17 protein-coding genes are annotated in these 18681 nt (G+C 71.6%); 6 read left to right on the top strand and 11 right to left on the bottom strand.

The window, feature by feature from the left end; translation table 11 throughout:
* Positions 1-3: 3 nt before the first annotated feature.
* From KME78_RS00160 to KME78_RS00140, 5 genes are all read left to right on the top strand, one after another.
* Positions 4-855: an ABC transporter permease gene (locus tag KME78_RS00160; protein WP_219526628.1), complete on the top strand. Its 852-nt coding sequence runs from the start codon at positions 4-6 to the stop codon at positions 853-855.
* Complete coding sequence (locus KME78_RS00155) at positions 852-1634, top strand: ABC transporter permease (RefSeq protein ID WP_219526627.1); 783 nt, start codon at positions 852-854, stop codon at positions 1632-1634. The genes KME78_RS00160 and KME78_RS00155 overlap by 4 nt, the downstream gene beginning before the upstream one ends.
* 22 nt (positions 1635-1656) lie before the next feature.
* Complete coding sequence (locus KME78_RS00150) at positions 1657-3051, top strand: NAD(P)/FAD-dependent oxidoreductase (protein ID WP_219526626.1); 1395 nt, start codon at positions 1657-1659, stop codon at positions 3049-3051.
* Between the two features lie 25 nt (positions 3052-3076).
* Positions 3077-3949: an alpha/beta hydrolase gene (locus tag KME78_RS00145; protein ID WP_219526625.1), complete on the top strand. Its 873-nt coding sequence runs from the start codon at positions 3077-3079 to the stop codon at positions 3947-3949.
* 71 nt (positions 3950-4020) lie between these two features.
* Positions 4021-4932, top strand: coding sequence for a serine hydrolase (locus tag KME78_RS00140; protein ID WP_219526624.1), 912 nt, complete (start codon positions 4021-4023; stop codon positions 4930-4932).
* A gap of 9 nt (positions 4933-4941) precedes the next feature.
* On the opposite strand, the gene KME78_RS00135 is transcribed toward KME78_RS00140, so the two are convergent.
* The 8 genes from KME78_RS00135 to KME78_RS00100 form a co-directional block, all read right to left on the bottom strand.
* Complete coding sequence (locus KME78_RS00135) at positions 4942-6450, bottom strand: MFS transporter (protein ID WP_219526623.1); 1509 nt, start codon at positions 6448-6450, stop codon at positions 4942-4944.
* Positions 6451-6485: 35 nt separating this feature from the next.
* Entirely contained in the window at positions 6486-9296 is a 2811-nt protein-coding gene (locus tag KME78_RS00130) for an AfsR/SARP family transcriptional regulator (RefSeq protein ID WP_219526622.1), read from the bottom strand.
* Positions 9297-9356: 60 nt separating this feature from the next.
* Positions 9357-10109 carry an isocitrate lyase/PEP mutase family protein gene (locus tag KME78_RS00125; protein ID WP_219526621.1) on the bottom strand — a complete coding sequence of 251 codons (753 nt, stop codon included), beginning with the start codon at positions 10107-10109 and terminating at the stop codon, positions 9357-9359.
* Complete coding sequence (locus KME78_RS00120; protein ID WP_219526620.1) at positions 10106-10891, bottom strand: cytochrome P450 family protein; 786 nt, start codon at positions 10889-10891, stop codon at positions 10106-10108. The genes KME78_RS00125 and KME78_RS00120 overlap by 4 nt, the downstream gene beginning before the upstream one ends.
* A 51-nt stretch (positions 10892-10942) precedes the next feature.
* On the bottom strand, positions 10943-11641 hold the full coding sequence (locus KME78_RS00115) for a DUF998 domain-containing protein (protein WP_219526619.1): 699 nt from the start codon (positions 11639-11641) through the stop codon (positions 10943-10945).
* The gene (locus KME78_RS00110; protein WP_372454858.1) at positions 11638-12849 is read right to left on the bottom strand and encodes a glycosyltransferase; all 1212 of its coding nucleotides are present in this window, start codon (positions 12847-12849) and stop codon (positions 11638-11640) included. Before KME78_RS00110 ends, KME78_RS00115 begins: the two co-directional genes overlap by 4 nt.
* 88 nt (positions 12850-12937) lie before the next feature.
* A complete protein-coding gene (locus KME78_RS00105; protein WP_219526618.1) occupies positions 12938-13741 on the bottom strand; it encodes a DMT family transporter in 804 nt (267 codons plus the stop codon).
* 36 nt (positions 13742-13777) lie between these two features.
* The gene (locus KME78_RS00100; RefSeq protein WP_219526617.1) at positions 13778-14395 is read right to left on the bottom strand and encodes a DedA family protein; all 618 of its coding nucleotides are present in this window, start codon (positions 14393-14395) and stop codon (positions 13778-13780) included.
* Between the two features lie 435 nt (positions 14396-14830).
* Between KME78_RS00100 and KME78_RS00095 the strand changes: the two genes are divergently transcribed.
* A complete protein-coding gene (locus KME78_RS00095; protein WP_219526616.1) occupies positions 14831-15802 on the top strand; it encodes a hypothetical protein in 972 nt (323 codons plus the stop codon).
* Here the strand turns inward: KME78_RS00095 and KME78_RS00090 are convergent.
* From KME78_RS00090 to KME78_RS00080, 3 genes are all read right to left on the bottom strand, one after another.
* A complete protein-coding gene (locus tag KME78_RS00090) occupies positions 15710-16339 on the bottom strand; it encodes a VC0807 family protein (RefSeq protein ID WP_219526615.1) in 630 nt (209 codons plus the stop codon). The two genes, KME78_RS00095 and KME78_RS00090, sit on opposite strands and share 93 nt — an antisense overlap.
* Before the next feature lie 261 nt (positions 16340-16600).
* The gene (gene leuE, locus KME78_RS00085) at positions 16601-17263 is read right to left on the bottom strand and encodes a leucine efflux protein LeuE (protein WP_219526614.1); all 663 of its coding nucleotides are present in this window, start codon (positions 17261-17263) and stop codon (positions 16601-16603) included.
* Positions 17264-17309: 46 nt separating this feature from the next.
* Entirely contained in the window at positions 17310-18515 is a 1206-nt protein-coding gene (locus tag KME78_RS00080) for a serine hydrolase domain-containing protein (RefSeq protein ID WP_219526613.1), read from the bottom strand.
* Between the last annotated feature and the right edge of the window lie 166 nt (positions 18516-18681).

Here is an 18681-nt window from a genome sequence, read left to right as displayed (position 1 = left end):
CGGATGAAGCGGCTCACCCCGTATCTGCTGGCGCTGCCGAGCTGGATGTGGCTGGCGATCTTCCTGGTCGTGCCGATGGCCGCCATGGCGTCGGTGTCACTGCAGACCGGCAACGCGATCGACGGCTTCGCCATGACGTTCAGCGTCTCCAACTACACCGACGCGATCAGCCGCTACAGCACGCAGCTGGTGCGCTCCCTCCTGTATGGCGGGCTCGCCACGGTGGCGATGCTGATCATCGGCTACCCCGTGGCGTACTGGATCGCCTTCAAGGGCGGGACGCGTAAGTCGGTGTACCTGTTCCTGCTGCTGCTGCCGTTCTTCGTGTCGTTCGTGCTGCGGACGATCTCGTGGGGCTTCCTGCTGGCCGACGACGGCGTGCTGTTCGGCCCGCTGAAGAGCTGGGGCCTGCTGAGCCCTGAGTTCCACGTGCTGGCCACCACGTTCGCGGTGGTGGGCGGACTGACCTACAACTTCCTGCCGTTCATGATCCTGCCGATCTACGTGGCGCTGGAGCGGGTCGATCCGCGGGTCATCGAGGCGGCCTACGACCTGTACGCGACGCGGCTGTCGGCCTTCCGCCGGGTGGTGCTGCCGCTGTCGCTGCCGGGAGTGTTCGCCGGGGTGCTCATGACCTTCGTGCCCGCCACGGCGGACCCGGTCAACGCGCAGATCCTCGGCGGCACGGCGAACACGATGATCGGCAACATCATCCAGACCGAGTATCTGACGAACCTCAACTACCCGACGGCCTCAGCACTGTCGTTCACGCTGATGGCTGTGCTGCTCATGGGCATCTTCATCTACGCCAGGGTGCTCGGCACCGAGAACGTCCTCGAGGCGGTGGCACGATGAGGGGCAGGCTCGGGGACAAGCTGCTGCACGCCTACACCTGGCTGGTCATCGTCTGGCTGTCCTCGCCGATCGCCGTGATGATCCTGTTCGGGTTCAACGACAAGAAGAGCAAGTCGAACACCACCTGGCAGGGCTTCACCCTCAAGTGGTACGACCGCCTCTTCGACATCTCCGACCTGACCGTCGCGCTGCGCAACTCGCTGGTGATCGCCCTGGTCAGCACGCTCATCACGGTCGTGATCGGCACCATGCTGGGACTGGCCGTCGGCCGCTACCGCTTCCGGGGGCAGGGGACGACGAACTTCCTGGTCTTCGCCGCGATCTCGACGCCCGAGCTGGTCATGGGGGCGTCGCTGCTGTCGTTGTTCGTCTCGGGCAATGTGCCGCGCGACGCGACCACGATCATCATCTCGCACGTGCTGTTCTCGCTGTCGTTCGTCGTCGTCACCGTACGGGCCAGGGTGATCGTGCTGGACCCGTCGATGGAGGAGGCGGCCAGGGATCTCGGGGCGACCGCCTGGGGGACGTTCCGGCAGGTGACGCTGCCGTCGATCCTGCCGGGTGTGGTGGCGGGGGCGATGCTGGCGTTCGCGCTGTCGATCGACGACTACGTGGTGACCAGCTTCGTGAACGGCTCCACCATCACCTTCCCGCTGTGGATCGTGGGGTCGGTCAAGACCGGCATTCCACCGCAGGTCAACGTCATGGGCACACTGATCTTCGGCGTCGGCGTGCTGATCGCCATCGCCACCTCGGTCTCGGCACGCCGCCGGACCTGAACACTGTAGGGAAGTGGAATGTGTGGATCCGCTGAAGGCGCTTGCTGACGCGGAGCGCAAACCGTACTGGCTGGACAGTCCGGCCAGTCCAGAACCAAGGCCACGGCTCATCGGCGACACCAGCGCCGACCTCGTCGTGGTCGGGGGCGGCTTCACGGGGCTGTGGACCGCCCTGCTGGCCAAGGAGCGCGACCCCGAGCAGGACGTCGTCCTGCTCGAAGGCCGCAGGATCGGCTGGGCGGCCTCCGGCCGCAACGGCGGCTTCTGCATGGCGACCCTCACCCACGGCCTGTCCAACGGCCTCGAACGCTGGCCCGACGAGATCGGCCGCCTCGAACACCTCGGCGTGGCCAACCTCGACGAGATCGAGCTGACGCTGGAGCGCTACGGCATCGACTGCTCCTTCGAGCGCACCGGCGAGCTGAGCGTCGCCACCGAGCCGTGGCAGCTCGACGCGCTGAACGAGCACCTCGACCTCATCTCCGAGCTCGGCCTCGACTACGTCCCGCTCGACCAGGACCAGGTGCGGGCCGAGGTCAACTCGCCCACCTACCTGGGCGGGCTCTGGGAGCGCAGCGGCTGCGCCATGCTCGACCCCGCGCGGCTGGCCTGGGGGCTGCGCGAGGCCTGTGTCTCGCTCGGCGTCCGGGTCTACGAGCGCAGCCCGGTCCGCTCGCTCGACGACGACGGCGTCACGATCAGCCTGCGCACCCCGCACGGCGTCGCGACCGGCCGCCGCGTCGCGCTCGGCACCGGCGTGTTCCCGCCGCTGCTGCGGCGGCTCAAGCACTTCGTGGTGCCGGTGTACGACTACGCGCTCATGACCGAGCCGCTGACCGAGGCGCAGCTCGCCGAGGTGGGCTGGCGCAACCGGCAGGGCGTCGGCGACGGGGCCAACCAGTTCCACTACTACCGGCTGACCGACGACAACCGGATCCTGTGGGGCGGCTATGACGCCGTCTACTACAACGGCGGCCTGGTCAAGCCGGAGTACGACCAGCGCGACGAGACGTTCGTCAAGCTGGCCGGCCACTTCGCCACCACGTTCCCGCAGCTCGCGGACCTGCGCTTCACGCACCGCTGGGGCGGCGTGATCGACACCTGCAGCCGGTTCAGCGCCTTCTACGGTCAGGCGCACGCCGGCCGGCTGGCCTACGCCGTCGGCTATACCGGCATGGGCGTCGGCGCCACCCGCTTCGGCGCGAACGTCATGCTCGACCTGCTCTCGGGCGAGCGCACCGAGCGGACCGGCCTGCGGATGGTACGGGAGAAGCCGATGCCGTTCCCGCCGGAGCCGGTGCGGTCCGGGGTGATCCAGTTCACCCGGTGGTCGATCGCCCAGGCCGACCAGCACCAGGGCAGGCGCAACCTCTGGCTGCGCGCGCTCGACCGGATGGGTCTCGGCTTCGACTCCTGACCGGCACAGGCGGGATCATGGGGACATGAGGGTTGAGTTCACCGCAGACGGGATCGTGCTGGCAGGGGACCTCCGGGTGCCCGAGGGAGAGGGGCCGAGGCCGGGTCTGGTGTTCACCGGGCCGTTCACCGGAGTGCGTGACCAGGTCGCCGGGCTCTACGCGGAGCGGCTGGCCGCGCGGGGCTACGTGACGCTGGCCTTCGACCACCGAAACTGGGGCGAATCGGGCGGTGAGCCGCGCCGCCACGAGGACCCGCAGGCCAAGCTGGGCGACCTGCGGGCCGCGGTGTCGCTGCTGCGGTCGAGGCCCGAGGTGGATCCGGAGCGGATCGGCGCGGTCGGGATCTGCCTGGGCGGGGGGTACGCGCTGCGGTTCGCCGCCTTCGATCCCCGGGTGAAGGTCTTCGCCGGGATCGCCGGGGCGTACAACAACCCCTACGCGATGCGGTCGGGCATGGACTACCAGGCGGCGCTGGCCTCCTTCACCGAGGTGCTGGAGCGGCAGGACCTGGGCGGGCCGGTGGAGTACCTTCCCGTCGTGGCGGAGGAGGGCGAGGCGGCCATGCCCGGCGACGAGCCGCACGCCTACTACGGCGGCGCGCGCGGGGCGTCGGCGACCTGGGCGAACGAGGTCACGCGGGCCAGTGTGCGCGAGCTGATCACCGTGGACAACATGATGGGCGCCGACTTCCTGTCCCCCAAACCGGCGCTGATCGTGCACGGCGTGGTGGACCGGTTCTGCTCGCCGGAGGGCGCGGAGGAGGCGTTCCGGCGGCTCGACCAGCCCAAGCAGCTCGTGTGGGTCGACGCCAAGCAGCACATCGACCTCTACGACCGCGAGCCGTACGTCACGCAGGCCGTCGACGCGACCGCGGACTTCCTGCGCGAGCACCTGTGATGGGTGTGGCGGGCTGATCCGCCGGGAAGAGACCGTTTTATACCCCCGGTGATTTTCCTGGGGGTTTGTAGATGCGTGCGACATGGTGGGTGGGTGCCGCCCTGGCCGCGGCCCTGACGACGGGGTGCGGGGCTGAGCGGCCCGCGCCGGTGCCGGTGGCGGCGCGGCTGCCCTGGGTGCGGGTCGAGCGGTGCCTGCTGACCATCCCCGACCCCCGGGCGGGGGCCGCGGCCAGGGCCGAGCTCGTCCGCGACATCGACCGCTACCTGGCCAGGCAGCCGGGCCGCATCGTGTACGCCGCGCGCGACCGGATCACCGGCATCACCTTCGGCCGTGGGGAGCACCAGCACGACATGATCACCGCCAGCGGCGTCAAGGTCGACATCCTGACCGCGCTGCTGCTCCGCCGGGCCCGGCTGGGCGCGGACGAGCGGGACCTGGCGTCACGCATGATCAGGGAGAGCGACAACTCCGCCGCCGACGCGCTGTGGTGGCGGGTCGGGGCGGGGGAGGGGATGAGCGGGTTCTACCGGAAGCTGGGTCTGAACGAGACGACTCCGGGGCCGAGCCGCTACTGGGGCGGCACCACCACCAGCCCGGCCGACCGCCTGCGGCTGCTGAAGGTGCTGATCAGCGGGGACAAGGGGCTGGGCACCGATCGTGACCTGGTGCTCGGCCTGATGGGAGACGTCGTACACGACCAGGCGTGGGGGGTCAGCGCCGCCGCCCGGCGAGGCGACCGGGTGGCGTTGAAGAACGGCTGGACGCCGCGGCCGTTCATCCACAACACCTGGGCGGTGACGAGTTACGGCCGGATCGTCGGGCCGGGGCGCGATCTGCTGCTGTCGGTCCAGACGGACCAGCAGCCGGGCGAGGGCTCGGGCATCCAGGCCATCGAAGGGCTGGCCCGGATGATCGGCACCCGCCTCGACAGCCTGTCACCGGTGCGGATCAGACCCTGCGCAGCAGAGCCCACGGCCTGACCGGCCGCGTCAGTGGACCGCGGTCAGCTGCTCCTCGGGGATGACCTTGGGCACGCCACGGAGCCCCACCAGCGCGAGCGCCGCCACCACGGCCAGGATCGCCGAAGTGGAGAGCGCCGTGAGGTGCATGGCCTCGATGAACGCGCCCCGGGCCGCCTCGATGACCTGCCCGGCCAGCGCCGGGGGCAGACTCTCGGCCGTGTGCAGCGCGCCCGCGATCGACTCCCTGGCGGCCTCGCCGGGCACTCCGGCGGGCAGGCGCAGGCCGGCGCTGTAGGAGCTGTTCAGCACGGTGCCCAGGATGGCGATGCCCAGCGCCCCGCCCAGCTCGAACGCCGTCTCCGACACCGCGGCCGCCGCCCCGGCCCGTGCCCTGGGCGCGGTCGCCAGCACGTTGTCGTTGTTGACGGTGAAGGTGAACCCGACGCCGAACCCGCCGATCAGCTGCGGAGCGATGACCGCCAGCAAGCCCGTGTCGAGCCCGATCATGCTGTAGGACAGGAAGGAGCCCGCGGTCATCGCCAGGCCGAGCGCCACGACGCCGTTCCTGCCCAGGAGCCCGATGAGCCGGGCCGCCAGGATGCCGCCGACCGCGCCGCCGAGCCCGCCCGGCAGGGTGGCCAGCCCGGCCTGCAGCGCCGTCCAGCCGAGCACGAGCTGGAAGTACCAGGAGAGGATCAGCGACATGGCCGTCATCGCGAAGATCGCCAGCGTGTTGGTGCCGATCGACGCGCTGAACGCCCGGTTCCCGAACAACCGCATGTCGATCAGCGGCTCCGCCAGCCTGCTCTGCCGCCGGACGAACAGCCCCAGGCACGCCATGCCCAGCACCGCGGCCACCGGCACGCCGGCCTGCCCGAACCCCTGGTGCGCCGCCTCCTTGACCGCGTAGACGGCCGTCACGATGCCGGTGAAGGAGAGCGCCACGCTCGGCAGGTCGATGCGACCGGCGTCGGGGTTGCGCGACTCCGGCAGGACGAGCCGCCCGGCGACCAGCACCAGCGCCATGATCGGCACGTTGATCAGGAAGACCGAGCCCCACCAGAAGTGGTCGAGCAGCAGCCCGCCGACGACCGGGCCCACGGCGAACCCGACGGCGCTCATCCCGCTCCAGATGCCGACGGCGGCGGTCCGCTCGCCGGGGTCGGTGAAGACGTTACGGATGATCGACAGCGTCGACGGCATGATCGTCGCCGCGGCCACACCGAGCAGCGCCCTGGCCGCGATGAGCAGTTCCGGGTTCGGCGCGTACGCGGTCAGCACCGAGGCCGCGCCGAACGCGGCGGCTCCGATGAGCAGCAGGCGCTTGCGGCCGATGCGGTCGCCGAGGTTGCCCATGGTGATGAGCAGGCCCGCGAGCGCGAAGCCGTAGCTGTCGCCGATCCACAGCAACTGCGTGGCGTTGGCACCGAGATCGCCGACCAGCCTGGGCAGGGCCAGGTGCAGCACCGTCATGTCGAGCGAGAGAAGGAGAGTGGCCAGGCACGCGACGGCCAGGCAGGACCATTTGCTCTTCATGGTGCCCAGGATGATCAGGAGCGCTGACCGGCCGCCTACCGCTCGCTGACGATCTCCGCCAGACCGGTCAGCCCGGTCTGAATGCGGGCGCGGACCTCCTCCGAGCTGTACCAGTCGCCGGAGCACTCGGCCAGGGCCTGCTCCATGAGCGCGCGGGCCTCGCCGAGGTCGCCGCGGAGCACCGCCAGCTCGCCCAGCCCGACGTGCGCCTTGGCCAGCGTGTCGCCGGAGCCGATGCGCCGGGCCATCTCGGCGGCCCGCAGATAGCCGGCCCGCGCCTCGTCGAGATCGCCCAGGCGGGCCACGGAGTCCGCGCTCAGGCACAGGCACTCGGCCATGTCGGCCACCGAGCCCAGCTCCTGAGAGGTCCGCAGGCCCTGGTCGGCCAGTGCCCGGGAGACCGCGTAGTCGCCCTGCTCGTAGGCCAGCTCGGCGAGCCCGCTCAGCGCCAGCGTGGTGCCCCAGCGCTCGCCGACCGCCCGGAACTCGGCCAGCGACCGCTCGAACTCGGCCCGGGCATCGCCGCCCCGGCCCATGATCTGCAGCATGAACGCGACACCGCAGTGCGTCAGCGCCTGCGACCAGGGCGGCAGGGCGCCGGCGTACTGGGCCATGAGCTTCCGGACGCCCTCGTAGTCGTCCGGCGGCCCGGTGAACATCGGCAGCATCATCGTCAGGAACTCCAGACGCGTCGACAGGTATTCGGCCGGCAACAGGCGGTGGAGCGTCTTCAGCCGGGCGCGCAGGTCGTCGCCGGGCTGCCTGCCCCAGGCCGCGACCAGCACGCACAGCGCGTACTCCTCTTGGAGACCGGCGGGCGGGGTCTGTCCCATGCCGGCGAGCAGCCCGTGGGCCAGGTCCGCGCTGGTGCCCCGGTGGCCGCGCATCCACCAGTAGCAGGCGGAGTAGGCGAGGATCCGCAGGCCCAGCGCCGTCCGGCCGGTCTCGGCCGACCAGCGTATGGTGGCGGCCAGGTTGCCGCTCTCCTCGTCGAGGCGCGACAGCCACTCCAGTTGCTCGGCCGTGCGCAGGTGGCCGTCGGCCTCGACGGCCAGCGCCAGGTAGTGGGCGGCGTGCGCCTCGCGCATCGCCTCGGTCTCGCCCGACTCCGCGAGCTGCTCGGCGCAGAACGCCCGGATCGTCTCCAGCATCCGGTAGCGGCCGTCGACGACCTCCACCAGCGACTTCTCCGCCAGCGAGAACAGCACCTCCTCCGGCAGCCCGCACACCCGCTCGGCCGACGCGGGCGTGGCGCCGCCCACGAACACCGTCAGCCGCCTGGCCATCCGCTGCTCACGCTCGTCCAGCAGGTCCCAGCTCCACGCCACCACCGCGCGGAGCGTCTGGTGCCTGGGCAGGGCCGTACGGCTGCCGCGGGCCAGCAACCGGAACCGGTCGTCGAGCCGCGCCGCCACGTCGCCGACCGACATCGTACGCAGCCGCGCGGCCGCCAGCTCGATCGCGAGCGGCAGCCCGTCGAGCGCCCGGCAGATGCCGGCCACCTGGGCCAGGTTCGTCTCGTCGACCGGCTGCCGGACCGCGGCCGCCCGGTCGGCGAACAGCCGGACGGCGGGGTAGTCGAACGGGTTGGCGGCGTCGGGCGGCGGCAGCCGCAGCGGCGCGACGGGCAGGATGGACTCGCCGGTGATGCCCAGGGCCTCACGGCTGGTCGCCAGCACGCGAAGCGCGGGGCAGGAGGCCAGCAGCAGGTCGGCCAGCTCGGCCACTGCGGCGATGAGATGCTCGCAGTTGTCCAGCACCAGCAGCAGCCCGCGGTCGGCGAGCGCGGCGAGCAGGTGGGAGACGGGATCGACGGCCGGCGGCCGGTCGTGGCCGGACAGCCGGGTGTCGCGGATGCCGAGCGCCGCCAGCACCGCCTTCGGCACGTCGGCGGGTGAGGTGACGGGCGCGAGCTGTACGAAGCAGACGTCGCCGGTGGCCTGCTCGGCCGCCTCCAGCACGAGCCGGGTCTTGCCCGCTCCGCCGGGGCCGATGAGTGTGACCAGCCTGGCCGCCGTGAGCTGGGCGCCGACCTGGCGGAGCTCCTCGGCCCTGCCGACGAAGCTGGTGAGCTGGGCGCGCAGGCCCTGCCTGCTGACGGGCGCCGCGGTGGCCGCCAGCGACGGGTCGGCCCTGAGCACGGCCAGCTGAGCGGCGGCCAGCTCGGCTCCGGGCTCGACGCCCAGCTCCTCGTCGAGGATCCGCCGGGCGTCGTCGTAGGCGGTCAGCGCCTCGGCCTGCCGGCCGCTGCCGTACAGGGCCCGCATGAGCTGCGCCCGCATCCGCTCGCGCAGCGGGTGGGCGGCCGTCAGCCGCCGCAGCTCGGCGACCAGCTCGCGGTGGGCGCCCAGCTCCAGGTCGGCCTGGACGCGGTCCTCGACCGCGGCCAGGCGCAGCTCCTCGAGCCCGGCGGCGGCGGCCTCCGCGTGCGGGGCGTCGGCGAGTGGCGGGCCCTGCCACAGCGCCAGCGCCTCACGCAGCAGCGGCGCCGCTCGGCGGGGGTCGCCGGCGTCGAGAGCCTGCCTGCCCGCGCCGGCCAGCCGCTCGAACCGGTGCGCGTCGACGTCCTGCGGGTCGGCCGCCAGCCGGTAGCCCGCCGGGTGGAACTCCACCTGATCCCGGCCCAGCGCCCTGCGCAGCCTCGACACCTGCGCCTGGAGCGCGTTGGCCACGCCCTCGGGCGGCTCCGGACCGTAAAGGGCGGCGGCCAGCCGCTCCGCGCCGACGACCCGGCCCGCGTCGAGCGCCAGCAGCGTGAGCAGCCCCCGCACCCGGGGGCCGCCGAGCACGACCGGCTCGCCGTCCTCGTCCAGCACCCGGGCCGGGCCAAGGATCTCGAAGCGCATGCCTCGATTATCGCGGTCCCGGCGGCCCCGGCGGCCTCGTGACGGCTGCCGCGTGCGCGGCTATCGCGGCTCCGGCAGCATCGCGGCGATCTCCGCGTACGTCGGCGCCGGGGGCGCGGCCTTCCCCTGTACGGCCAGGAGACTCGACAGCGCCCCGTGCAGCGAGGCCCGGTACAGCAGCGACCCGGTGCTCACCCTGGCGACGCCCGCCTCGGCGAGCTGGGCCAGTGTGGGCCCGTCAGGCAGGTACAGCACGTTGAGCGGCAGCGGCGTGCTCGCCACCACCTCGGCGATCTCCCCCAGGTCGCGGAGGCCGGGCACGAAGATGCCGTCGGCGTGCCCGTAGGCGTTCACCCGCTCCCGCGTGTCGCCCGTCTTGAGCCACTGTGTGTCGGTCCTGGCGTTGACGAACACGCCGTGCCCCTTGGCCGCCTCGATGATCCGCTGGTGCAGCTCGATCGGCCGCAGCGTGCCGTCGGGCCGGCCGTCCTCCAGGTTGACGCCCGCGACGCCCAGCGACGCCAGCGCCGCGACCAGGTCGGACACCTGCGCCGGGTCATCGCTGAAGCCGCCCTCGATGTCGACGGTGACCAGGACGCCGAGGTCCTTGATCAGTTCGGCCAGCTCGATCGTCTCCGCCTTGGTGGCGCCCGCGGCGTCCGGTTTGCCGTGTACGGCGGACACGCCGAGGCTGGTGGTGCCGATCGCCGGGAAGCCGTGCGCGGCCAGCACGGCGGCCGACCCGTAGTCCCAGGCGTTGGGCAGCAGCAGCGGGTCGCCCGGCCGGTGCAGGTCACGGAATCGGGTGCTCATCGGGCATCCTCCGGTCGCAGGACCGCTTCCAGCACGCCGGCCGCGAGGGCGAGCGCGTGGGCGGAGGCGGGGCAGGGGCGCACACCCGAGCCGAACGTCAGGTGGGGCGCTGGACCGCGCGTGAGGTCGAACCGCTCGGGCTCGGCGAATACGGCCGGGTCGCGGTTGGCGGCCACCAGGTCGATGGTGACCTCGTCGCCCGTCTGACGGTCGAGCCTGCGGCTGGCCTTGAGCGGCGGATCGTGGCGGAGCGTCTCCCGCAGCAGGCCGTCGATGTCATCGCCGGGCTCGGCGTGGGTGAGCGCGTTCGCGATGAGGCCCGCCGTGGCCGCGTGGGCCTGCAGGAGGATGGTGATGCGGGGGATCGGGTCGCCCTCGCCGGACAGGAGCTCGACCAGGTCGGCCACCGCGGCGTCGGCCTCGGGCCCCGCCTCGCCCGACAGGTAGCCCGCGGCGGCGGCGGCCACCGCTCCCACCAGCCGTTTCTCGTCGGTGATCCCGAGCGCGGCGCCGAGCACCGCCGTCGGGACGTCCGGCCAGTCGCCGCCCCGCTCCAGCGTCGCCGCCGTGGCGGCCTGTCGCAGCGCGGCCGGGTCGAGCGTGGCGAGCCGTTCGGTGACCAGGCGGCGCCGCTCCGCGTGAACCTCGCCGGTGCTGAACCGGGACACCTGGGCGCGGAGCCAGGAGAGCGTCCCGGCCGGCGCGTCCTGACGCACCGGAGGCGGCACGTACCTGGTGTCCGACAGCACCGCGACGGCTTCGGCATGGCGTGTGATGAGCATGGACCCACGCTATGTCCGAATTCCTTCGACGCCGGGCGAAGTGTCGGCGCGTCAGGCCGCCAGGCGTTCGGAGCTCTCGGCCGGGGCGGGGACCACCGGGCGGACGGCGGGACGCCGTTCCACGACGGTCATGGCCATGAACACGACCAGCGCGATCTCGGCCAGCACCACGCCGCGCTCCAGCAGCCCGTAGTAGGAGGCGCCGCCGATCAGCGGCGAGGTGATGGAGGCCGGGTGCGCGGCCAGGTAGGCGGCCAGCGCCACGCCCGAGGTCACGCTGAGCGCCTTGACCCGGTTCCACTTCGGCAGGGGCACGCGGCCCCTGGCCAGGATCCAGCCGGCCACGGGCAGGGTGGTGAAGACGACGGCCGAGGACCAGCGGTGGATCTCGCCCGGCAGCGTGCCGATCGCCGCGTTGCCCGGATCGGTGGGGAAGACCGCGCTCAGCATCAGCCCGGCCGCGGCGGCCAGCAGAAGCACCCGGGCGGCGGCGCTGCGGGCGGGCTCGCGGGCCGCCAGCCCGTACGCGAGGGACACGCAGCCCCAGGCCAGGGCGAGCATGCCGATCAGCACGGGCAGCATCCCGCCGGGGACCAGCGCGTAGTCGCTCAGCAGCGGCTGGCCGGGCAGCGCGACCTGCGCGTAAACGAGCGCGGCGGCGGCGGTCACCGCACCGGTCACCGCGCTCACCACCGGGACCGTCACCGGCACGGGCTCCATGCCGCGACCGGGGAGTGCCGTCTGGGTCATCGCGTCACCTCGTCATAGATCTTCTCGAAACGGGCCAGGGAGGTCTGGTGGTCGTGCGTGAGGGCCAGGTCGCGGCTCGCCTTGCCCAGGCGGGCGCACAGGTCCTCGTCGGTGAGGATGGAGGTCATGTGGCGGGCCAGCGACATGACGTCGCCCGGCTCGAACAGGTAGCCGTTGCCGTCCACCAGGTGCGGCAGCGCCATGGCGTTGGCCGCGACCACGGGCAGCCCGCTGGCCATGGCCTCCAGGGTCGCGATGCTCTGCAGCTCGGCGACGCCCGGCATGGCGAACAGGTCGGCCGCGGCGAAGGCCTGCGGCATGTTCTCGTCGGGCACGAAGCCGAGGAAGAACACCCGGTCGCCGACCCCGATGCGGGCGGCCAGCCGCTCCAGCTCCGCCCGCTGGTTGCCCTGCCCGACGAGCGCGATCTGCGCCTCGGTGTCGTTGAGCACGAACGGCAGCGCGCGTACGAGCTCGTCCAGGCGCTTCTCCTCGTCCAGGCGGCCGACGAACAGGGCGGTGGGCCGGTCGGGCAGGCCGAACAGCTTGCGGGCCCAGGCCTTGGGCTCGGCGTGCGGGTGGAAGCGGGTCAGGTCGATGCCGCAGGACACCGACTCCACCTCGCGGGCGAAGCCCTGGTCGGCCAGCAGTTTGGCGGCCAGCGGGGTGGGCGTGGTGATGTGGTCCGCGCGGTTGAAGATGCGGCTGAAGTCACGCCAGGCCAGCTGCCCGGCCTTCTGCCTGAGCCGGTCGGGGATGTGGCCGAACTGGAAGAGGTTGTCGGGCATGAAGTGGTTGGTGGCCACGATGGGCACCCGGCGACGGCGGGCGGCGGCGATGGCGGCCCGGCCGACGACGAAGTGGCCCTGGGTGTGCAGCACGTCGGGTTCGATGGCGGTCAGCAGCCAGTCCAGCCGGGTGGGGACGGTGACCCGCATGCTGGGGTGGACCAGGAGCGGCGCGGAGCGCAGCCGGTGCACCACCACGTCGTCGACCACCTCGGCCGTGGCCGGGCCCTGGTCGGACTGGCAGACGACGTGGACCTCGTTGCCGCGCGCGGCCAGGCCGGTGGCCAGGCGATAGGTGAAGACGGCGGCGCCGTTGACGTCGGGCGGGTAGGTGTCGGTGGAGATCAGGATGCGGCGCGGGCGCCTGGGGAGGGGTGCGAGCTCGGTGGGGTCGGGGGCGGTGCGCAGGGGCATGGCCATGACAGGGGACTCCAGTCGAAAGTGTGGACGCTGACCGGCTGGGGAAGGCCGGGGCGGGGGGTTGAGTAGGGGATCCGGTGGCGGGGGGTCAGTGGCGCGCCTCCATCGGGCTGGTGCGGGCCAGTGCGAAGGTCCCCGCCGCGGTCAGCGCCGCCGCCGCGATCGGGACCAGCCCGCTGGGCAGCGGCTCACCCAGCAGCAGCGCGCCGAAGGCGACCGCGGTGAGCGGGTCGGTGATCTGCAGCGAGGCGAACGAGACACCGAAGTGGCCGACGGCGTAGGCCCGCTGGAGCATCACCAGCGCCAGCAGCGCGGGCACCGGCAGCGCCAGCAGATACCACCAGTTCCAGGAGCCGTCGACCAGCGCCCGCATGAGCGTGGCCGTGGCGCCGTACAGCACGCCCGCACTGGTGGCCAGCAGCGCCGCCCGGCCCGCCGGAGAGGCGATCTTCGAGCCCGCCCAGAGCAGCACCGACGCGATGCCGGCGACGGCCAGCAGCGTCAGCACGCCGTTCGGGCTCAGGTACGTCGGGCCTTCCGACTCGGGCACCAGCAGGACCAGGCCGATCAGCCCGGCCGCCACCAAGCCCGCGGCGGACAGCTCTTTACGGGTGGGCCTGCGGCCGTGCAGCGCGGCGGCGATCGGCAGCGCGAACAGCAGGCTCGCCACCCCCATCGGCTGCACCACGGTCAGCGGGCCCAGGCCCAGGGCGACGATGTGCAGGCCACCGCCGGACAGGATCGACAGGCCGCCGAGCAGCCAGCGCGGCCTCCGCAACAGGGTGAGCAGGGTGGGCTTGGCCGTACCGGCCGCTTCGAACTGCTGAAGCGCGGCGCCGAGCGCGAAGAACAGGGAACCGACCAGGGCGATAACAGCGGCCAGGACAGTCATGCCCACTCCTCTCAAACAGATGGTTACCGGGCGAGGTCAAACAGACGTGTCCACCGGAAGGCGCTCCGGGGAAGCCTGGGTGGCGCGTCGCTTCCGCGACCACCTGACGGCCTCGACGACCCCGGTGATGGACAGTGCGATGCCCAGACCGAGCAGCAGGCCCTTGATCGGGTCGTTCTCGAACGCCATCCCGCCGAAGAAGCCGATCAGGCCGGAGTAGACGGCCCACGAGGAGGCGGCGATCGCGTCGAAGAAGGTGAAGGAACGCAGTGGATGGCGTACGGCGCCCATGGTCAGCGTGGTCGCGGTGCGCCCGCCGGGGATGTAGCGGGCGACCACGAGGACCATCCCGCCGCGCTCGGCCAGCGCGTTCGCGGCCCACACGAACGCCTTGCGGTCGCGGAAGCGACCGCCGGACTTCTTGCCGATGAGGTAGGAGACGTGGTCGCCCGCGAAGGCGCCCAGCGCGGCCACCACGATCACCAGCGCCAGATTCGTCTGGCCGGACGCGGCGAACACCGCGGCGGTGATCACCGCTGTCTCCGCCGGCACGACCGGGAAGAACCCGTCGAGCAGCGCCAGCGCGAACAGCGCCAGGTACAGCCAAGGCGACGACATCATCTGCTGGACCAGGTCCAGAATGGCGTGCGACATTGCGTGTACTCCGATCGTTGGGGCGCCTTCACAGCGTGTCGGTGTGAGGTGCCGTGAGACATCGGGGATCACCCCGGTCGAACGCGGGCCCCACCCCGATAGGGGTCGGGGCCCGCTCCCTTTGAAGCTAGAAACCCCGCAGGTCACGGCACATCGGTCGATCGGCACGCATGACCCCCGACTTTCGTCGGGGGCGGTCAGCTGACCTCCGGACGACTCCCTTCGATCAAAGCGGGCTGGTCCAGCCAGCGCAGGAGTGCGTGTAGGCGACTTTGGGGTGGGGTTAGCACTACCGGGGAGGGTTTGCCTGGCACCACCCTGACTCCCTTGTCAGGGTTGTCCCTTACCTCCGGCCGGTGCGGTTCCCTCGCGCGGGTGAGGCGGATCCCCTCGTGGCGGGAGGGCGGGCGGAGCCCGGAGGCGCACGGTTGGCACATGACTCCGCAGCAGGCCGGAATCGGCCGCATCACGGCGGCGATCGTGGCGATGGCCGCCATGCTCCCGTACCTCACCTTGAAGATCTTCTGGCTGACCGGCCATCCGGTGGGCGTCTCCGACCCGGCGTTCATGAACGACCCGGCGATGGTCGGGCTGAACGCGATGACGTTCGGCATGGACGCGGTCGCGCTGCTCCTGGCGCTGGCGTTCACCACGCGGCAGGGCATGCGGCTGCCCGCGTGGCTGGTGCTGCCGCCCCTGTGGGTCGGCACCGGCCTGCTGTCCGTGGTGGTCGTCACGGCGCCGATCGGCGTCCTGATGGAGGGCGTGTCGGTCTTCTCGACGGACGGACCGATCGCGCCCTGGGTCTACATGACGGTCTACGGCGGGTTCGTCGGGCAGGGCGTGGGGTTGATGGTGGCGTTCGTCCTGTATGCCAGGGATCGGTGGCCGGACGTCTTCTCCACCACGCTCGGCCAGGTGGGCCCGACCGGGCCGTTCCAGACCGTCGTCGCACGAGGGGCGCTGCCGGTGTCGGCGCTGCTCGGCGTGACCCGCCTGTACTGGGCGGCCGGCGACCCCTCGCCGGTCCAGGCGCTACAGGACGGCGTCAAGGGCCTGCTCGCGCTCGGGGCGGGGATCGCGCTGGTCCTGCTCGTCAGGGGCCGGGGCGCCGGGCCGTTCTGGCCGCCGCTGGTGGCAGGCTGGCTCGGCACGGGCGTCATGTTCGGCTGGGGGCTCTACGCGATGATCCTCACGGTCACCGGCGGGCCGCTCGGCGGGCGGATGACCGGCGTGGTGGGGCTGGTGGAGCTGTTCGGCACGCTGACCGGGCTGGTGATGGCGATGTGCGGGGCGTTCCTGCTGGCCGAACGGTCAGGTGTGGGCCACGTGCAAGCGGCGCAGCACCCGCTTGAAGGCGAAGATCGAGAAGACGATCGCGAGACCGCTGATCACGGCCACCGTTGACGTGCGGATCAGCATGAACGCGCTGAGCGACTCGTGCAGCGCGAGCCAGATGCTCACCGTGGAGTTGGCCATCAGCACGAACGCCCACAGCAGGGTGATCCTGGCGAAGAACCTGCGGACCCGCTCGTGCTTGAGCACCGCCGACGGCAGGTGGATGTAGTCGAGCGTGAGCTTCTGCACGAGCGGCTTGTTGAGCCGCACCGAGGCCAGGAAGGCCATGCTGATGCAGAGCGTGCCCAGCTCCGGCTGGATGAAGTAGACGACCCAGCTGCCGGTCCAGAAGCCCACGGCGGCCCGCGCGGTGATCGCGATCGCGGCCAGGATCATCGTGGCGGGCACCCGGATGCCCCTGATCAGCCGCCAGGCGACCCCGAGGTAGACCCAGGACACGGCTGCGGCCAGCGCCCCGTTGAGCCCCAGCACGGCCAGGGCGGCGTAGAACACGGCGAGCGGTGCGACCACACCTTCGAGCAGCCGGGGAACCGCCTGGCGCAGCAGAGCTGTCAGACGCGGCAGGGTTACGGGAGGGTGATTCAAGACTGCTCCGCAGATTGGCCGACGATCAGCGAACTACCCGGGGTTCGGGAGACCAGGCTTTCCGGATGGGTCAGTCGAGGTTACGACTTGGTTACTCCAGGCTTGCCGGTGGCTTACCGTACCCGATGGCGTGGTATGCCACTGCCTCTTTTGACACGTTCCATGGATTTGTGCCTGTCCGAGTAGCTGCGACGCGGGTGGCGCGTCGCCGCCAGTCGTCACTCAACCAAAGGGTGCTTGCGCGTCGCCGTCGAGGTGGTTTCAGCTCAGCGACGTGGTGGCCAACTTGGCGCCGAAGCCCAGGAACAGGGCGCCGACGCCCGAGGTCAGGCCCGCGCTGAGCTTCCTGCGGGCGCGGAACTGGGTGGCCAGGAAGGTGCCGCCGAAAATGAGCCCGGTGAGGTAGAGCAGGCTGAAGACCTGGATGATCGCGCCCAGGATGAGGAACGACAGGACGGGCGTGCCGTACCCCGGATCCACGAACTGGATGAAGAACGAGACGAAGAAGAGAATCGCCTTGGGGTTGAGCAGGCTGATCGCCAGCGCCTTGCGGAACGGGTTCGGCGGGCGGCCCGGGGTCGCGGCCTCAGCGGCGACGGGCTCGGCGGTGTCGGGCCGGGAGCGCCAGGCCCGCCAGGCGCCGCGCAGCATCTGGAAGCCGATCCAGGCCAGGTAGCCGGCGCCCGCGTACTTGACGATGGTGAACAGCAGCGGGCTGGAGCGCAGCAGCGACGCCGCGCCCGCGGCCGTGAGCGCCATCAGGACCGTGTCGCCGACGAAGACGCCCGCGGCGGCCCGGTAGCCGTGCCGCACCCCGTGCTGGGCCGCCGAACTCAGGACGTACAGGGAGTTCGGGCCGGGCAACAGGATGATGAGGAAGGCGCCGATGATGTAGGTCGACAGATTCGTGATACCGAAGAACATGCGGCTGGCTCCAGAAAGCGTGATGACATGTCACGGTACCGCGTGATTAATCCCTTGGCGCGTACCAAATTCCCCCATGGGCTTGCCGGTAGCCGAGCGACAGATAGGTGGCGTCCGTCAGGGCCTGGCCGCGTGGGTTGACGCCGAGTCCGATGCCCTGCTTGTTCATCGTGTAACCGAAGGCCAGCCGGGCCGCCGGGTCGCAGAAGCCGAGCGAGCCGCCCATGCCCGCGTGGCCGAACGCGGTCGCGGACAGCAGCGCGCCTTCGCTGTCGGCGGGCGGCAGGTACCGGTTGTCGGCCGCCTTCATGAAGCCGGTCGAGAACCGGGTCGGCACGGCCAGCACCGCGTCGGTCCCCGCCGAGGCGGTCAGCCCCATGACGGCCACCTGCTCCTCGGTCACCAGCCCGCCGCCGCCGAGGGAGAGCGGCCGGTACATGCCGGCCAGGCCCCTGGCGTTCGTCACCGCGCCGACGGCGCCGAACTCCGCCGCGTGCGCCTCGCGGCTGTCCGACTCGCCGGGCGTGGTCATGTAGCCGCCCTGGTTGGCCAGCAGCAGCGCCGGAATGGAGCCGGGGTCGGTGAACGCCTTGACGTAGAACGTGGGCGGGTCCGTCGGCGGGTCGGCGGGGATCGTGGGCGCGACCCGGCCCTCGTGCTCCTCGGGCAGGCCCAGCCAGAAGTCCAGGCCGAGCGGCTCGGCCACCTCCTCGCGGAAGAACGTGCCGAGCGAGCGCCCGCTCACCCTGCGGACGACCTCGCCGACCAGGTAGCCGAACGTCAGCGCGTGATAGCCGTGCCGGGTGCCCGGCTCCCAGAACGGCTGCTCGCCGGCCAGCCGGTCGGCCATCAGCTTCCAGTCGTAGAACGCGCCGTCCGGCAGCGGCTCACGCAGCGCCGGAAGCCCCGCCTGGTGTGAGAGCAGGTGCCTGACCAGCGTCGGACCCTTGCCGTGTGTGCCGTACTCGGGCCAGTAGCGGGTGACGGGGGCGTCGAGATCCAGCTCGCCGCGCGCGCTCAGCATGTGGGCGCAGAGCGCCGTGGCGCCCTTCGTACATGACCAGACATGGCCGATCGTGTCGTGCAGCCAGGGGACGCCGGGAGCGGCCTCGCCGCCCCAGAGATCGACGACGACCTCGCCGTCGAGAACCACGCACACCGACGCGCCGACCTCGCCGCGAAGCGCGAGGTTGCGGTCGAACTCCTCCGCGACCTGGGAGAACCGGGGGTCGCACGTCCCTTGTACGGTCATTGCCCGAATCCATCATGAAAGGCGGACGGTGTAAACCGCTCCTGGGTCGTCGGAAAATTCTGCTTTACCTTAATTCTATGTAGGTTTAGCATGAAACCCATGCGGTCGATCAACGAGGACTGGGCGGCGACCATCGTCGGCCTGGCGCTGGTCGTGCTCGTCATCA

Origin of the sequence: Nonomuraea guangzhouensis (genome assembly GCF_019396345.1) — a bacterium.
GTDB lineage: Bacteria > Actinomycetota > Actinomycetes > Streptosporangiales > Streptosporangiaceae > Nonomuraea > Nonomuraea guangzhouensis.
This window is presented reverse-complemented; position numbering and strand designations above follow the sequence as displayed.

Bases quoted from the DNA above. Each gene is read 5' to 3' on its own strand.
- KME78_RS00160 (WP_219526628.1), top strand. From the start codon at position 4: ATGAAGCGGCTCACCCCGTATCTGCTGGCGCTGCCGAGCTGGATGTGG.
- KME78_RS00155 (WP_219526627.1), top strand. From the start codon at position 852: ATGAGGGGCAGGCTCGGGGACAAGCTGCTGCACGCCTACACCTGGCTG.
- KME78_RS00145 (WP_219526625.1), top strand. From the start codon at position 3,077: ATGAGGGTTGAGTTCACCGCAGACGGGATCGTGCTGGCAGGGGACCTC.
- KME78_RS00140 (WP_219526624.1), top strand. From the start codon at position 4,021: ATGCGTGCGACATGGTGGGTGGGTGCCGCCCTGGCCGCGGCCCTGACG.
- KME78_RS00135 (WP_219526623.1), bottom strand. From the start codon at position 6,450: ATGAAGAGCAAATGGTCCTGCCTGGCCGTCGCGTGCCTGGCCACTCTC.
- KME78_RS00130 (WP_219526622.1), bottom strand. From the start codon at position 9,296: ATGCGCTTCGAGATCCTTGGCCCGGCCCGGGTGCTGGACGAGGACGGC.
- KME78_RS00125 (WP_219526621.1), bottom strand. From the start codon at position 10,109: ATGAGCACCCGATTCCGTGACCTGCACCGGCCGGGCGACCCGCTGCTG.
- KME78_RS00120 (WP_219526620.1), bottom strand. From the start codon at position 10,891: ATGCTCATCACACGCCATGCCGAAGCCGTCGCGGTGCTGTCGGACACC.
- KME78_RS00115 (WP_219526619.1), bottom strand. From the start codon at position 11,641: ATGACCCAGACGGCACTCCCCGGTCGCGGCATGGAGCCCGTGCCGGTG.
- KME78_RS00110 (WP_372454858.1), bottom strand. From the start codon at position 12,849: ATGGCCATGCCCCTGCGCACCGCCCCCGACCCCACCGAGCTCGCACCC.
- KME78_RS00105 (WP_219526618.1), bottom strand. From the start codon at position 13,741: ATGACTGTCCTGGCCGCTGTTATCGCCCTGGTCGGTTCCCTGTTCTTC.
- KME78_RS00100 (WP_219526617.1), bottom strand. From the start codon at position 14,395: ATGTCGCACGCCATTCTGGACCTGGTCCAGCAGATGATGTCGTCGCCT.
- KME78_RS00095 (WP_219526616.1), top strand. From the start codon at position 14,831: ATGACTCCGCAGCAGGCCGGAATCGGCCGCATCACGGCGGCGATCGTG.
- leuE (WP_219526614.1), bottom strand. From the start codon at position 17,263: ATGTTCTTCGGTATCACGAATCTGTCGACCTACATCATCGGCGCCTTC.
- KME78_RS00080 (WP_219526613.1), bottom strand. From the start codon at position 18,515: ATGACCGTACAAGGGACGTGCGACCCCCGGTTCTCCCAGGTCGCGGAG.